At 73.2% G+C, this 14,873-nt stretch carries 15 protein-coding genes; 13 read left to right on the top strand and 2 right to left on the bottom strand.

Features of this window, described 5'->3' with window-relative positions; all coding sequences use genetic code 11:
- Nucleotides 1-19: 19 nt before the first annotated feature.
- The 10 genes from NFR49_RS01695 to NFR49_RS01650 all read left to right on the top strand — a co-directional run bounded on the left by NFR49_RS01695 (nt 20) and on the right by NFR49_RS01650 (nt 9,131).
- Nucleotides 20-706: a ComEA family DNA-binding protein gene (locus NFR49_RS01695; RefSeq protein WP_251157958.1), complete on the top strand. Its 687-nt coding sequence runs from the start codon at nt 20-22 to the stop codon at nt 704-706.
- Nucleotides 699-3,032: a ComEC/Rec2 family competence protein gene (locus NFR49_RS01690; protein ID WP_251157957.1), complete on the top strand. Its 2,334-nt coding sequence runs from the start codon at nt 699-701 to the stop codon at nt 3,030-3,032. The genes NFR49_RS01695 and NFR49_RS01690 overlap by 8 nt, the downstream gene beginning before the upstream one ends.
- 45 nt (nt 3,033-3,077) lie before the next feature.
- Nucleotides 3,078-4,079, top strand: coding sequence for a DNA polymerase III subunit delta (holA, locus tag NFR49_RS01685; protein ID WP_251157956.1), 1,002 nt, complete (start codon nt 3,078-3,080; stop codon nt 4,077-4,079).
- A gap of 113 nt (nt 4,080-4,192) precedes the next feature.
- The gene (locus tag NFR49_RS01680; protein WP_251157955.1) at nt 4,193-4,879 is read left to right on the top strand and encodes a CDP-alcohol phosphatidyltransferase family protein; all 687 of its coding nucleotides are present in this window, start codon (nt 4,193-4,195) and stop codon (nt 4,877-4,879) included.
- The gene (locus NFR49_RS01675; protein ID WP_251157954.1) at nt 4,876-6,036 is read left to right on the top strand and encodes a D-alanyl-D-alanine carboxypeptidase family protein; all 1,161 of its coding nucleotides are present in this window, start codon (nt 4,876-4,878) and stop codon (nt 6,034-6,036) included. Before NFR49_RS01680 ends, NFR49_RS01675 begins: the two co-directional genes overlap by 4 nt.
- Before the next feature lies 1 nt (nt 6,037).
- Complete coding sequence (locus NFR49_RS01670; protein WP_251157953.1) at nt 6,038-6,925, top strand: hypothetical protein; 888 nt, start codon at nt 6,038-6,040, stop codon at nt 6,923-6,925.
- Between the two features lie 3 nt (nt 6,926-6,928).
- Nucleotides 6,929-7,303 carry a RidA family protein gene (locus tag NFR49_RS01665; protein WP_251157952.1) on the top strand — a complete coding sequence of 125 codons (375 nt, stop codon included), beginning with the start codon at nt 6,929-6,931 and terminating at the stop codon, nt 7,301-7,303.
- A 70-nt stretch (nt 7,304-7,373) separates the two neighbouring features.
- Nucleotides 7,374-7,811: an FHA domain-containing protein gene (locus NFR49_RS01660; RefSeq protein WP_135977389.1), complete on the top strand. Its 438-nt coding sequence runs from the start codon at nt 7,374-7,376 to the stop codon at nt 7,809-7,811.
- Between the two features lie 7 nt (nt 7,812-7,818).
- Entirely contained in the window at nt 7,819-8,544 is a 726-nt protein-coding gene (ftsR, locus tag NFR49_RS01655) for a transcriptional regulator FtsR (RefSeq protein ID WP_251157951.1), read from the top strand.
- A 53-nt stretch (nt 8,545-8,597) separates the two neighbouring features.
- Nucleotides 8,598-9,131 (top strand): adenine phosphoribosyltransferase, encoded by a 534-nt coding sequence (locus NFR49_RS01650; RefSeq protein ID WP_135977391.1) that lies wholly within the window; start codon nt 8,598-8,600, stop codon nt 9,129-9,131.
- Nucleotides 9,132-9,231: 100 nt separating this feature from the next.
- Here NFR49_RS01650 and NFR49_RS01645 read toward each other — a convergent pair whose 3' ends face one another.
- Nucleotides 9,232-10,320, bottom strand: a complete 1,089-nt coding sequence (locus tag NFR49_RS01645; RefSeq protein ID WP_251157950.1) for a glycerol dehydrogenase — start codon at nt 10,318-10,320, stop codon at nt 9,232-9,234.
- Nucleotides 10,321-10,510: 190 nt separating this feature from the next.
- Between NFR49_RS01645 and NFR49_RS01640 the strand changes: the two genes are divergently transcribed.
- From NFR49_RS01640 to NFR49_RS01630, 3 genes are all read left to right on the top strand, one after another.
- Nucleotides 10,511-11,230, top strand: coding sequence for an AzlC family ABC transporter permease (locus NFR49_RS01640; protein ID WP_251158910.1), 720 nt, complete (start codon nt 10,511-10,513; stop codon nt 11,228-11,230).
- Entirely contained in the window at nt 11,230-11,556 is a 327-nt protein-coding gene (locus NFR49_RS01635) for an AzlD domain-containing protein (protein ID WP_251157949.1), read from the top strand. The genes NFR49_RS01640 and NFR49_RS01635 overlap by 1 nt, the downstream gene beginning before the upstream one ends.
- A gap of 257 nt (nt 11,557-11,813) precedes the next feature.
- Nucleotides 11,814-13,226, top strand: a complete 1,413-nt coding sequence (locus NFR49_RS01630; protein ID WP_251157948.1) for an FAD-dependent oxidoreductase — start codon at nt 11,814-11,816, stop codon at nt 13,224-13,226.
- Here NFR49_RS01630 and NFR49_RS01625 read toward each other — a convergent pair.
- Nucleotides 13,223-14,845: a ClC family H(+)/Cl(-) exchange transporter gene (locus NFR49_RS01625; RefSeq protein WP_251157947.1), complete on the bottom strand. Its 1,623-nt coding sequence runs from the start codon at nt 14,843-14,845 to the stop codon at nt 13,223-13,225. The two genes, NFR49_RS01630 and NFR49_RS01625, sit on opposite strands and share 4 nt — an antisense overlap.
- Between the last annotated feature and the right edge of the window lie 28 nt (nt 14,846-14,873).

The following is a 14,873-nucleotide window of genomic DNA, read 5'->3' as shown; positions in this document are numbered from 1 at the left end:
TTCGGCTGAGGGAGGGCCCGTGGCGCAGAGGGGGACGAGGGGTTCCGGGCGGCGTGTGCCGCGGTGGGTGGTCGTCGCGGCCGGTGTCGCCGCGCTCGCGGCGGTCGGCTGGCTCGCGGTGGGCGCGTCCGTGCCCGGGGACGTCGTCATCGAGCGCGGGGGCGAAGCCGGGCCGGAGGCGCCCGCCGCGGAGGACCCCGGGGACGGGGGCGGTGGTGCGGGGGATGCGGTCGCCCAGGCTCCCGAGGAGGCCGCCGCGCCTCCCACCGTGCACGTCGACGGGGCCGTCGCGTCGCCGGGCGTCTACTCCCTCGAGGGGGACGACCCCCGGGTGGCCGATGCCGTGGAGGCGGCCGGCGGTCTCGTCGAGGGCGCCGACACCTCCTCGCTGAACCTCGCGGCGCGGGTCGAGGACGCCATGAAGGTCCACGTGCCCAGGGAGGGGGAGGAGGCCGTCGCGCCGTTCCCCGACGGCGCGACGCAGGCGTCCGCAGGCGCCCCGTCCGACCCCTCGGCCCCCGTGAACCTCAACACCGCCACGGCCGAGGAGCTCCGGACGCTGCCGGGGGTGGGGGAGGCGACCGCCGCCGCCATCCTCGAGGACCGCGAGGCCAACGGCCCCTTCACCTCTGTGGAGGACGTCATGAGGGTCTCGGGCATCGGCGAGAAGAAGTTCGCCAAGATGCGGGAGCGAATCCGTGTGTGAGTGGCCGGAGCGCCCCCAGGTACCCTGGGCGTTCGTCGTCTTCCTCGCGGCGGCCGGGTGCGTTGCCCTTCAGCTCCGGGCCGGGTGGGTCCCCGGTCCCGGCCAGGCCGCCCTGCTCGCTGCCGCCTGCGCCGCGGCCCTCGCCGCCGTGCGCAGGATCCGGCCGGCGCTCGTCGGGCGCGCCGCCGTCGCCGCGGCCGCCGTGGGGCTCGCGCTCGTCTCTGGGTCGCTCGAGCTCGCCTCCCAGGCGCGGGGCCGCGCCCTCCTCGAGGGGACGCCCGTCTCGAGGCTCTCCCTCACCACGGTCTCCGACGCCGTCGAGGGCACCTACGGGTGGAGCTCGGAGGCCGAGGCGTCCCTGGGCGGCGCCACGGTCGGGACCGTGCGCCTCCGGAGCGACGTGCCGCTCGGCCTCCGGGAGACCGTGGAGGGGGTGGGGACGTTCTCGGCGCCGGGCGAGCGGGACGCGGCCGAGATGCGCGGCCGCGGCCTGCTCGGGACGGTGCGGCTCTCCACCGTCCGCAGCCGCGCCCCGGCACCGGGCCCGCTCGGGGCGTTCGCCCGGGCGAGGGCGTCGCTGCTCGAGGGGTTCGGCCCCGACGCCTCCGAGGCCCACGCCGTCGCGGCGGCGCTCGCCCTCGGGTGGCGCGGCGCGCTCCGCTCCACCGGCGTCGCCGACACGGTGTCGGCGGCCGGCGTCTCGCACCTCGTGGCGGTCTCGGGCGCCCACCTGTCCGTGGTGGCGGCGCTGTTCGGCGGGGTCGCGTCGCGGGCCAGGCCCCTCTGGGCGCGGACCGCGGTCACCGGGCTCCTCACCGGGTGCTTCGTGCTCCTGTGCGCCGCCCCGGCGTCGGCCCTGCGCGCCTGGGCCATGGCCCTCGCCTCCTCCGCCTCCCAGGTGGCGGGTCGGAGGGCGAGCCCCCTTGCGGCCCTGGGGTGCTTCGGCTGGCTCCTCTGCTGCCTCGACCCGACGGCCGTCTCCGACCTGGGGCTCTCGCTCTCGTGCACCTGCGTCGCCTGCCTCGCGCTCTTCGGCCCGTGGGCCAGGGCCGCCCTGGACCGGCTCGTCCCGGCTCCGCGCCCCCGCCCTCGCGCCGGTGCGCTTGCGCGCGCCCTCTCGTCGGTCCGCTCGCGCTGCGTGTCGGACCTCGCGGCGGGGCTCCTGTGCTTCGCGGCCTCCGCCCCCATGGCCGCCTCCACCTTCGGGACCCTGAGCCTCGCGGGGCCACTCTGCTCCATGGCGGCGGCACCGCTGTTCCCCGCGCTGCTGGCGTCGTCCCTCGCGGCGGTGGCCCTCGCGGCCGTCCCGGTGGCCGGTGCCGCGGCCGACCTCGCCGCCACGGGTGCGGCGTCGGTGCTCCTCGGCGTCTGCCGGGCGGCGACCGCGTTCCCGTGGGCGGTCCTGCCGGTGGAGGTCCCCGGCGCCGTGGGCGCCGTCGCCGCGGTCCCGGCGGGCGCCGCGCTCCTCGCGCTCTGGCCGAGGCCGCGGGCGGCCGTCCTCCGGCGCGGTGCGGCCCTCGCCCTGGCCGCCACCCTCGTCGTCGGGGCGCTCCCGTGGCTCGAGCCGCCCTCCCTGGAGGTGCTGGACGTCGGCCAGGGCGACGCCCTACTGCTGCGGGACGGCCCCCGGGCCGTCCTCGTCGACTGCGGGCCGCCCGGGGGCGGCCTCGCGGCGTCCCTGCGCTCCCGCGGCGTCGCGTCGCTGGACGCCGTCGTGCTCACCCACCAGCACGACGACCACTACGGCGGCCTCGGGGAACTCGACGGCTCCGTGGCGGTGGGGCGCCTGGTCGTCGCGGAGGGTGTGGACGCCTCCCTCTGCGACGGGGTGGCCTCCGCAGCAGACGCTCTCGGCACCCCGGTCCGGACCGTCTCCGCCGGCGACGCGGTCCAGGTGGGCGGCTGGAGGCTCGAGGCCCTCTGGCCGGAGGGCCCGGTGGACGGGACGGAGAACGCCCACTCGCTCTGCCTCCTCGCCACCCACGCCCGAGGGCTCCGGGCCCTGCTTGTCGGCGACGCCGAGAGGGGCGAGCTCTCGCGGTTCGCCCCGGCGGCGGGGCGTGTGGACGTCCTCAAGCTCGGCCACCACGGCTCCGAGGCGTCGCTCGACCGGGCGTGCATCGACGCGCTCCGGCCGTCCCTCTGCGTGGCCTCGGCGGGGGCGGGCAACGCCTACGGCCACCCCGACCCCGTGTGCGTCGCCCTCGTGGAGGGGAGCGGGTCGCGTTTCCTGTGCACCGCCGAGCACGGCCCGGTGCGTGTGTCCGCCGACACCTCGACGGGGGTCCGGGTCTCGGTGGGACGCCCCGAGGCCCTGGCGGCGTGACCCCCACGCCGTGGTAGGCTGGACCGACAGGGGAGAGGAGGGCCGGTGGCCCAGCAGCTGTTGCCCGCCTACGTGGCGGTGGGAGACAACAAGGTGATGCGCGAGGAGGCGGTGGCCCGCCTCAAGCGGCACCTCGACCCCGCCTTCGGGGAGTTCAACCTCGACGAGTGCCGCGACCCCGCCAAGCTCACGCGGGACGGCCTGCTGCAGTCGCTCGACCAGCTCCCCTTCGGGGACGGCCAGCGCTTCGTCATCGTCCATGGGGCCGACCACCTCCCCAAGGACGTGTCGGAGGCCGTCGTCTCGTATCTCGGGGACCCCAACCCCCGCACCGTCCTCCTCCTCACCGCCGAACGGCTCGCCCGCAACACGCGGCTCTACAAGGCCGTGGCGGCACAGGACCCCAAGCCGGGGAAGAAGGGGCCCGTCACCGTCATCGGGTGCTCGCTCCCCAAGCCCTGGGAGCTCCCGGGTCTCTTCGCCCGCTTCTGCGGCTCCTTCGGGCTGGCGGTCGACCAGGCCGCCGCCGCCGAGGTCGTGGACCGCGTCGCCCCCGCCAAGGGCGACCCGACGCCCATGCTCCGCCAAGTGGCCTTCCAGCTCTCGTCGCGCTACGGCGCCGGCGCCTCCCTGGGCCTGGCCGAGGTGAGGGACTCCGTGGCGCGCATCGTCGAGCCCAAGCCCTGGACCTTCGCCGACGCCGTGGCGGAGCGGGACCTCCCGCGCGCCCTCGAGCTCTACGGCCTGTTCCGCGGCGACCCCGAGATCCTCCTCCACATGTTCGCCGTGGACCGGCTCCGCGAGCTCGTGTGCTGCCGGAGCCTCATCGCCCAGGGGCGCGGGACGCCCGAGGCCGTGGCCCAGGCCTTCGGCTACCCGTCCCAGCAGCGGTGGCGCTACAAGAACCACCCCCGGTGGGCCCGCGGCTTCACCGACGCCGAGCTCTCCCGCGCGCTCCGCGGCGCCGTCGAGTGCGAGCGCACCCTCAAGGGCTCCGGGAGCTCCCGGACCGCCTTCGTCCGGTGGGTCTCGTCCGTGTGCTCATAAGGGTACGTATCAGGCGCCTTACAATACCGTATGAATGGGGCCGATGGGGCCATGGGCGCCGTGGGGCGGTGCCCCGCTGGTCTAGACTGGTTCCTTGTCACCAAGGAGGTCCAGTGAAGCTCAGGTATTTGGAAGAGAAGATCCACGCGGCCGACCCGTCCGCGCCGCTCGGCACGTCGAACAACCCCAGCAACCGCGTCCTCACCGTGGCCAACGCCGTCACGGTGTGCCGCATCGCGCTCACCCTCGTGTTCCTCTGGCTGTTCGTCACGGGCGCCGACCGCATCCTCTGCCTCGTCATCTACGCCGTGGCGGCCCTCACGGACTTCGTGGACGGCCAGATCGCCCGGCGCACCCAGACGGTGTCGTGGTTCGGCAAGCTCCTCGACCCGGCGGTGGACCGCTTCCTCCTGTTCACCGGCGTCCTCGGCCTCTGCATCGTGGGCGACCTCCCCGTGTGGGTGCCCGTCGTCCTCATCGGCCGAGACGTCGTGCTCGCCGTCGGCATGGCCGCGCTCCAGCGCTACCGCCGCCGGCCCGTCGACGTCCTCTACATCGGCAAGGTGGCCACGGCCCTGCTCCTGGCCGGCTTCTCCTGGCTCCTCCTCGACATGCCGGTCCTCCCGGGGCTCGGGCTCGTGGACGTGCCGTGGCTGCCGCTGCTCAACGGCCAGGCCGCCTGCCCCGCCATCCTCGTCGTGTACGCGGGCACCGTCTGCTCCCTGATAACGGGCGTGCTCTACGTCGTCGAGGGCCTCCAGATCCGCTCCGAGGCGCTGGAGGGGGACCGCGCGTCATGACCCGGACCCTCACGCCCGCGTCCGCTGCGCTCCTGGCGCTCCTCCTCGTGCTTCTCTGCCCGGCGCCCGCCCTGGCGGACACCGGCCTCGGCACGCCCGGCGTCACCGAGGCCCGGGCCTGGATCGTCGAGGACTCCACCGGCCGCGTGCTCGCGGAGTCGAACGCCGACGCCGCCTTCGCCCCGGCCTCCATCACCAAGGTCATGACGGCCATGGTGGCCCTCGACGCGGGCCTCCCCATGGACACCGAGGTGGCCATGCCGGCCCATCCCGAGGACGGCTGGGAGGCGGCCCAGGTGGCGGGCTACGCGGTGGGGGAGACCTCCACCCTCGAGGACATGCTCGAGGTCCTGCTCGTGTACTCGGCCAACGACGCCGGCTACGCCATCGCCGAGAAGGTCGCCGGCTCCCAGGACGCCTTCGCCGACCTCATGAACGAGAAGGCCGCCCAGATCGGCATGACGCGGACCACGTTCAAGAACCCCCACGGCCTCGAGGAGGACGGCCACGAGAGCTGCGCCCGCGACCTCGCCGCCATGGGCCGCTACGCGCTGACCCACTACCCGTTCATCGCCCGGATGGTCCGCACCCACGCGGTGACGGTGCCGGTGAACGGCGAGCAGCGCACGTTCTACTCCACGGACGAGCTCATGCCCGTCTACAGCCCGCTCATCGGCATCAAGACGGGCAAGGTGGAGGCGGGCACCACGTTCCTGGGTGCCGCCCGCAAGGACGGGCTCACCCTCTACACCTGCGTCCTCGGGTGCGCCACCGACTGGGGGCGCTTCGAGGACACGCGGGCAATGATGGAATGGGCCTTCGACGGCGCGACGAGGCTGACCCTCGCGGACCCCGACCGCACGCTCGAGACGCTGCCGTTCGCCTACCGGTTCGGCCTCTCGGTGTCGGTGCGGGCCCAGGCCGCCGTCACCGGCCTCCTCTGGCCCGACGGCACCGAGTGCTCCTACACGCGGGTGGCTCTCTCCCGCGACCAGCTCGGCATCCCCGGGGAGCCTGCCGGGGCCTGCCTCTGGCGCCAGGGCGACCGCATCGTGGGCGCCTGCGCCTACGTGGTGGACTCCGTGGTCTCGCCCGACGCGGCCTGGTCGTCGGACCCGGCGGCGCCCCCGCTCCCCCTCCAGAGAAAGGCGGCATGACATGGCAGACGAGAACGGCACCCCCGAGGCGGTCCCCGGCAACGTGCTGGAGGGCGAGCACCTCCTGCTCGGCGGGTCCATGGAGCCCGACGCCCAGGGGCGCCCCGAGGCCGCCTGGTACGGCGACGGCGCCGGCGAGCCCGCGGCCTTCCGCGAGGGCTGCGCCCTGGCGGACGTGGGCGGCCTCGTGGCCACCTGCATCTCCGGCGACGCTGCGGACGCCTTCGTGTCCGCGGTCTTCACCTGCTACGTCCCGGCGCCCGGCCGGCTCGCCGGCGCCCTGGCCCTCATGGGCGACGGCCGCGTGGCGGCGCCGGTGCTCCTTGCCGGGCTCGCCCCCAAGGAGTTCTGCGTCTGGTGCCCGGCGGAGCTCGCCGCGGGCCTCGGCGAGTGGATGCGCGGCATCGCCGCCGTGGAGTCCGGGGGCGTCGCGCCCTACGCCTCGGTGGAGTTCTCCCACGGCGCCCCGCTCTCCACGACCCTGATGCTCGCCGGGCCGGAGGCCGCCGACGTCCTCGGCGACTACCTGTCCGAGGGTGCGTCGCTCCCGGGGCCGGGGACCCTCGCCAACGTGCGCCTCGACGCCATCGGCACCGTGGTCATGCGCCCTGAGGTCGGCTCGTTCGCTCCCTACCTCGTGGTGGTGCCCGACGCCTCGGCGCGCGTGCTCTGGAGGAGCCTCCTCTCGTTCCAGTCCGTCGTCCCCGTGGGCACCTCCGCCGTGTGGGGGAGGGTCGCCGAGGAGGTGCCGGGCCTCGTGGATTTCCTCGACGACCCCATGGGGCGGAGGCTCCCCGCCGACCTCGGGCTCCAGGGCCTCCTCAGGCCCGGCGGCGACTTCATCGGTGCCCGCGCCCTCGACGGCGCGGGCGAGCGGACGGAAGGGTAGGCCATGTATTCGATCTTCACCCCCGACGCCCCGCAGCCCTCGGGGACCTTCTCCCAGGGCGCCTCGGCGGCCCGCTACGTGTTCGTCTCGGGGCAGCTCCCCATCGACCCGGCGTCCGGCGTGCTCCGCGACGCCCCCATCGGCGTCCAGACGGTCCAGGTGATCCGCAACGTGGAGGCAGTCCTCGCCGACGTCGGGCTCGGTATCGACTCGGTCTGCAAGGTCACGCTGTTCCTCACGGACCTCAACGACCTCGAGGCCGTCGACGAGGTGTGCTCGGAGCGGTTCGAGAAGCCGTACCCCGCGCGCTCCGTGGTGGGCGTCTCGGCGCTGCCCCACGGGGCCTCCATCCAGATGGAGTGCGTGGCCTGCCGATAGGGAGACCCCGGGTGCCGGAAGGTCCCGCGGGGGTACAATGAGGTCTCAACCGACACTCCAGGAGGCATCGATGCAGAACAATCCGGGCGCTTCCCAGAACAACCAGGCGGCATCCGACTCCACGACCATCTTCCGCATGCCGTCCACAGACGCCACCGTGCCGGACCTCATGGGCGCCCAGCGCCTCGCCAACCCGACGCTCTCCATCGTCAAGGGGCCCCACACCGGCACGACCTTCGTGCTGGACACCCCCGAGGTCACCATCGGCCGCGACCCCTCCAACACCGTGTTCCTCAACGACATGACCGTCTCGCGCCACCATGCCAAGATGCACCTGGCGCCCGGTGCGGACACCGTGGAGGACCTCGGCTCCCTCAACGGCACCTGGGTGGACGGCGCCATCGTCAACCGGGCCATGCTCGAGGACGGGTCCACCATCCAGATCGGCACCTTCCGCATGATCTTCCACACCACCCAGAGCACGAGCCGCATCCAGACCGGAGCGTAAGGCACCCATGGCAGACGCCGGTTACCTCACCATAGGCAAGGTGGTCAAGCGCCTCCAGGCCCAGTACCCCGACCTCTCGGTCTCAAAGGTCCGTTACCTCGAGGACGAGGGGCTCCTCACGCCGTCCCGCACGCCGGGCGGCTACCGGCTGTACTCCTCGCGCGACGTCAAGCGGCTCGAGACCATCCTCTACCTCCAGAAGAACCGGTTCCTGCCCCTCTCGGTCATCAAGGAGGAGCTCGACGGCGGGGGAGTGCCGGGCACCGCCGGCACCGACCCCGCCGCGTACCCCGAGGCCGTCTGCGACGACGAGGAGACCCGCGAGAAGCTCCACCCCCTCGAGAAGGTCCCGGAGCTCCTCGGCGTCTCGATCTCGTTCGTGCGCGACCTCGCCAACAACGGCATCGTGTCGCTGCGCCGCAGCCCCCAGGGTCGCGAGCTCGTGGACGGGCACGACTTCCGCCTCATCCGCTGCGCCGAGGCGCTGCGGCGGTTCGGCATCGAGCCCCGCAACCTGCGCCAGTACGTGAACGCCGCCAACCGCGAGACCGCGATGTTCGAGCAGGCCCTCTCGGTCCTCGGGCCCCGCCAGGGGGAGTTCACCGACGAGCAGCGTGCCCAGTACTCCCAGGCGTTCGAGCAGATCCTGCACCTCACCGACTCCCTGCGCGACGACCTCATACGCCGCACCTTCGCCGACGTCCTGCGCAAACAGGCGCCCAAAGACCAGTGATCCGCCCAGCAGCCCCTCAGACAAGCCATGCGAGCCCAAGGAGAGAGACCCCCATGAGCAAGTTCGACTACCAGGACCTCGTCTGCGACATCCCCGACTACCCGGAGCCCGGCGTCATCTTCAAGGACATCACGCCCCTGATCGCCGACCCCCAGGGGTTTTCGGCCGTCATCGACGAGCTCGCGGAGCACTTCCTGGGCCGCGGCATCACCAAGGTCGTGGGCGCCGAGGCCCGCGGCTTCCTCGTGGGCGCACCCGTGGCCTACCGCCTGGGCGCCGGCTTCGTCCCGGCCAGAAAGCCCGGCAAGCTCCCCCGCGAGGTCATCTCCCAGTGCTACGCCCTCGAGTACGGCACCGACGAGATCCAGATCCACGCCGACGCCCTGACCCCCGACGACAAGGTCATCGTCATCGACGACCTCGTGGCCACCGGCGGCACGGCCGTCGCCTGCGCCCAGCTCGTGGAGCAGGCCGGCGCCTCGGTGGAGGGCTTCGGCTTTGCCCTCGAGCTCGCCTACCTGAACCCCCGCGACGTCATCGCCGAGACCTTCGGTCAGGAGGTCTTCTCCCTCATCGTCGTGGACTAGCCCTCCGCCCAGGCCATCCGCACGCAGAGCGCCCGAACGAGACGGCCGGCCCCCGGGAGCGGGGACCGGCCGTCTTCTCCTGCCGTCGGCGCGTCCGGGGCTAGTCGAGGAAGGAGCGCCCCAGGGCGTCGGCCTGGAGCATGGCCGCCACGAGCTGCCCCGGCGTCACGTCGCCGGCCAGGTTGTGGATGGACTCGCCGGGGGCGCAGGCTTTCTCGGCGACCGCCGGGAGGCGGGACTCGTCCGTGATGCCGATGGCCTCGAGGGTGAGGGGGAGCCCCACCGACTCCATGAAGGCCATGACCTCGCCGAGCTCCTCGTCGGGGGCGTTCTCGAGGACGAGCTGGACCACGGTGCCGAAGGCCACGATGTTGCCGTGGGGCACGCGCTCGCACTCCTCGAGGGCCGTGGTACCGTTGTAGACGGAGTGGGCCACGCAGAGGCCCGCGTTGTCGGCACCGACCCCCGAGAGGTAGATGTTGGCCTCGATTACGGCCTCGAGGCTCGGCACGAGCAGCCCCTTCTCGGCGGCGATGAGGGCCTTGAGGCCGTCGGAGAACAGCGTGTCGCGGCAGAGGCGGCAGAGGGCGAGGGCGCTCAGGGTCACCCCGGTGTTCTCGAGGGAGGGGCTCTTGGTCCGGGCGGCGGCGCGGGCCTCGTAGTAGGTGCCGAGGGCGTCGCCCATGCCCGCCACGAGGAACGAGGTGGGGGAGTCGGCGATGACCGCGCTGTCCACGATCACGACGTCGGGGTTCTTGGGATAGAAGAGGTACTCGGCGAACGTGCCGTCGTCGTGGTAGATGACCGAGAGGCCGGTGCACGGGGCGTCGGTGGCGGCCACGGTGGGGACGATCGCGACGGGCTTCCCGCAGTGGAAGGCGCATGCCTTGGCGGTGTCGATGGCGGAGCCGCCGCCGACGCCGCAGACGACGTCGATGGAGTCCTCCTCGACGATCTTCTCCATACGGGCGATCTCGCCCTCGGACGAGATGCCGCCGAAGGTCTCGAACCTCGCATAGGCGTCGGTGCCCTCGAGGCTGGCGGTCACCTTGGGTTCCACGGCGGCCCGGCCGCTGCGGCTGCAGACGAACAGGAACCTGCTTCCGTACCCCTTGCAGATCTCGTGGAAGTGGAGCAGGACGTCGGGGTCCTGGGCGTACATCGAGGGAGCCCGCATTGCCTTGTACATCGAAGCGCCTCCTAGCGTTGGAAAGACGGGGACACCCAGAGTCTACGACCGACGACCCGGGTCCCGCCTCCCGACCCTCGCCCTGTGCGGCATTTGAAATAACTGAACCGGCCCTGATGAAGGCCGCCAGGAGGGGAGGCGTTATCATAGGGAACCTGAACGAACGATGAACGAGAGGGGAGGGCGCGTGATGTCGGGAGCCGTCGTGCCCGTGCCCCTCAGCAGGGCGCTCCCGGTGGCCCTGCCCGTCATGCTCGGCTACGTGGTCATCGGCATTCCCGCCGGCATCCTCGAGGCCGAGGTGGGCCTGGAGCCGTGGGCGGTCTTCGTGCTCTCGTGCACGTACTACTCGGGGGCCGGCCAGTTCATGCTGCCCAACCTGTGGCTCGCGGGTCAGGGTCTCTGGTCCATCGGCGCGTCGATCTCCCTGGTCAACATGAGGCAGCTCCTGTACTCGGCGGCCTTGGCCCCGTCCATGGCCAACGTCGCCAAGCCCCTCAAGGCGCTGTTCGCGGCCACCGTCACCGACGAGTCGTTCGGCGTGAACATGGAGCGGCTGTCCTCCGACCCCTCGTGGGACGCCTCCTGCGCCACGGCGGTGAACGTCCTTTCCATGCTCTCGTGGGCCACCGCCAACGCCGTCGGCGCCGCCGTGGGGGACGCCCTCGCCATGCCCACCGACGTGGCGAGCTTCGCCATGACGTCCATCTTCATCTGCCTGCTCCTGACCCAGGAGTTCTCGCGCCCCACGGTCGTGGGCGCCGTCACCGCCGCCGTGGTGGTGGCCCTCTGCAAGGCCGTGGGCGCCGGTGGCGTGGCCGTGGTCGCCGGGGCGGCCGCCGGCGTCGCCGTGGCCCTGGCCGTCGGGGGCGCAGGGGAGTCCCGGCCCGTCGAGGGAGGTGGGTCGTAGTGGACGTCGCGCTCTTCTGGCCCCTCTACGCCATCATCCTCGCCACCATGCTCGTCTGCCGGTGCGTCCCCATGTTCGTCCTCGGCTCGCGCGAGCTCTCACCCCGTGTGCGTCAGGCTTTGGAGACGATCCCCGTGGCAGCGTTTGCGGCCCTCGTGGCGAACGACCTCTTCCGGCCCGACCTCTGGGCGCAGGGGCCGGCGGCCTGCGCGGTGCCGCTCCTGTCCGCAGCCGCCGTGGCGCTCTGCGCGGTGCGCACGCGGTCCTTGGCGCTCTGCGCCGCCGTCGGCGTGGCCGCGTACCTTGCGTTGAGTTTCGTGCTCTAGGGTGGGTGCCTTCGGGTGGGTGACGGCGCGCGTCTGGGGCCCACGGGCCGAGGGGGGGGTCGCGGGTCCGCGGGGAGCGGTTCGTATCCCTCTACTTTACATAACATATATTATCCGAGATTGAGGGGGAGTGACGGACCGCTGCTGGAGGGCTCCTCGGCCGGCTGCCGCCACCGGCTGCTACCATGGTGTGTCCCAGTCCCGGGTCGTGCCGCCAGAACCGCCGCGGGTCGCGTCCCACGTGAACGGAGGCCTGTATGGACCGCATCTCCCGCGACGTCTGCGTCGTCGGGTCCGGCATCGCCGGGCTCTGCGCCGCCACCGCCGCCGCCGAGGCAGGCGCCTCGGTTACCCTCGTCTGCCAAGGGGCTCTCTGCTCGGGCTCTAGCTTTGCCGGCACCACGTGGGGCCTCGGCATGGTGGGCCCCCGAACCCCCGCGCCCGAGGACGTGGAGGCCTTCGTCCGCGCCGTCCAGGGGCCCGGCGGCTCCAAGGCCCGGGACGCCTACGTGCGCGCCCTCGGCAACGGGTTCCATGGGGCCCTGGAGCGGTTCCGGGCCATGGGCGCCGTCATCGAGGATGTCGAGCCGGGCCACGGGGACGACCGCGCCTACGTGCCGTGCTTCGGCTCCGAGGTCCAGGACTGGCACGGTTTCCACGCCCTCGCCTCGGTCCAGGGGCTCCGTAACCAGTTATGTAAAGCTGAGGTCGACGTCACCCACCACGCGGAGGTCGTCTCCCTGCTCCACGACCCCGCGGACGGCGCGGTGGCCGGCGTCCTGGCCCTCGTCGGGCCGCAGTCGTCGCCGCTCGTGGTGCGCGCCGGGGCCACCGTGCTCGCCACCGGCGGCGCCGCCGCGGCCCTCTCCCCCACCCTCGCGAGCCCCCTTGCCCGCGGGACCGGTCTCGTCATGGCCACAGACGAGGGTGCTACCTGCGGAAACCTCGGATACGGGCAGGTCATGGCCGGTATCCTGACCAAGGGACGTCCCGCCGTCTTCAACGAGAAGGTGTGGGGCCTCACGAGGCTCGTCAAGGACGGCAGGGACGTCTTCGACCTCGCCGGGGTCTCCCCCGCCCGGGCTCGGGAGGCCCTGGAGGCGCATTCCTGGCACGGCCCCTACTCGCGGCAGCGGGTCTCCCGCCTCGTGGAGGAGTCGGTCGCGGCCGTCGGCGGGACGTGCGAGGCCGTCGTCGATCGCCCCGAGGGCGAGGTCCAGCCCTTCGTCGCCACCTATATGGACTGGCTCGAGGAGACCCACGGCCTCTCGTGGGGCGAGCCCATGCCCCTGGCCCTCTTCCATCAGGCCTCCAACGGCGGCGTCCGCTGCGACGTCGACGGCTGGACCCGCGTGCCGGGCCTCTACGCGGCCGGCGAGGTCGCCCCCGTCTTCGCCGTCGACCGGCTCGGCGGTATCGCGAGCGCCACCGCCATGGTGTTCGGCCTCGCGGCCGGGGGCGCCGCGGCAAGGAGTGCCGCGACGCGGCGCCAAGAGGGTCGTGACCTGTGCTTCCGCGGCGAGGACGGCGCGCCGCAGGCGGTATCGTCCTTGGAGGGGCTCTCCCCGGACGGTGCCGCCGCCCTCGGAGGGGCGCTTGCCGGACGGCTCCGCACCGGTGCCCACGACCTCGTGCGCGCCGCCATGGACGAGGCGGGCTCCCCCTTCTAACCCGCGTCCCCGCCGGGTCCCCCCGTCGGCCCCGCGTCGGGCGGCGCGGGCTCGCCCGTGCCCCTGAGAAGGTCGCGGATGCGGTCGTGGAGCTCGGGGGCGAGGTCCGAGTCCATGACGAAGAGCACCTGGTCCGCCGCCTCCAGGGTGAGGTCGGCGGTGGGCACGACCCGGCGCCCGCAGCGCTCGACGACGGCCGCCACGCAGCCGGCCGGGAGCGGCAGGTCGGCGAGGCGCCTCCCCTCGGCGGGGGACCCGAACGCCACGCAGACTGCCTCCGTGAGCACCGACCTCCCGTGCACGGGGGACCCGCAGTCGCAGCGGGCCCCCACCAGGGGCTGCAGCAGGTGCTCGTAGTAGCCCTCGGTCTTGGTGAGGTTGGCGACCACATAGGCCACGAGGGAGACGAGGGAGAGCGACAGCAGTGCCGAGAAGCTGCCGGTGAGCTCGAACACGAGGAGGCAGCCGGTCACGGGGGCGTGGATGACGCCGGCGAAGAGCCCGGCGATCCCCAGGAGCATGAAGTTGTTGACGTAGGCCGGGTCCATGGCGAAGACGGCCACGGCGCCGCGGCCGAACAGGGCGCCTGCGAGCGCGCCCATGGCCACGAGCGGGTAGAGGGTGCCGCCCGGGGTGCCGGAGCTGGCCGAGGCGTCGGTGAGCAGGTACTTCCCCAGGAGCAGCCCCGCGATGGCCAGCGTGGGCCGGCTCGAGACGTGCTTGAGGAGCCCGAGGATGGCGTCGCCCCCGCCCAGGAGCTCGGGGACCGTGAAGGCCCCGACGGCGGCCAGGGCGAACGGCACGGCGTACCGGGTGCCCGGCGCGTGCCTCCGGATGCGGCCGTAGAGCCGGGTGCCGAGGAACATGCCGCGGTTGTGGCAGGCGCCGAGCAACCCGAGGAACAGTCCCTGGAGCATCACGATCCCGTAGGTGACGTGCGGGAGGTCCCGGGCGAAGCCGATCGGGATGAGGGGGCCCGTGCCGAGGAACTGGTTGACGACGTAGACGGCGGCCACAGCGGACGACATCGTGCCGATGACGAGCGGTGCCGAGAACGACTTGTGGACCTCCTCCACGGCGAACATGACGCCGGTGAGCGGGGCCTGGAACGCCGCGGCCATGCCGGCTCCCGAGCCGCAGGTGACGAGGAGGCGGCGCTCCCCCTCCGTGGAGCCGGCGGCGCGCGCCACGGCGGTGCCGCAGAGGCCGCCGAGCATGACCGAGGGACCCTCGCGCCCGAGGGAGAGGCCGCCCATGGCGCAGAGCACACCCTCGGAGAACTTGGCCGCCATGGTGCGCGCCCAGGGGATCTGCAGGCGCCCGAGGGCGTCGGCCTCGATCTGGGGGATGCCGGACCCCGAGCTCGTGGGCGCCCAGCGCACGAGGGCGGTGACGGCGGCCCAGAGGACGGCCATGACCGCGACCCACCCGGCGACCGCCAGGGGGTTCCCGGTCGCCGCAGCGGTGACGGAGCGCATGGTGCCGTCCGCGAGGTTGAGGGCGAGCCGGAAGAGGCCCACGACGACCCCGGCGCCGAGACCCACCGCGGCGCCCCCGACGACCATATGCACTTGGAGGCGTCGGGAGAGCCGCAGCGCCACGGGGTTGATCTGCTTCACGGGTTAGGACCTCGACGGGGATGGTTGT

Origin of the sequence: Caniella muris (genome assembly GCF_943193035.1) — a bacterium.
Classification (GTDB): domain Bacteria; phylum Actinomycetota; class Coriobacteriia; order Coriobacteriales; family Atopobiaceae; genus Granulimonas; species Granulimonas faecalis.
Note: the sequence above shows the minus strand (reverse complement) of the source record. Positions and strands in the feature narration are given on the sequence as shown.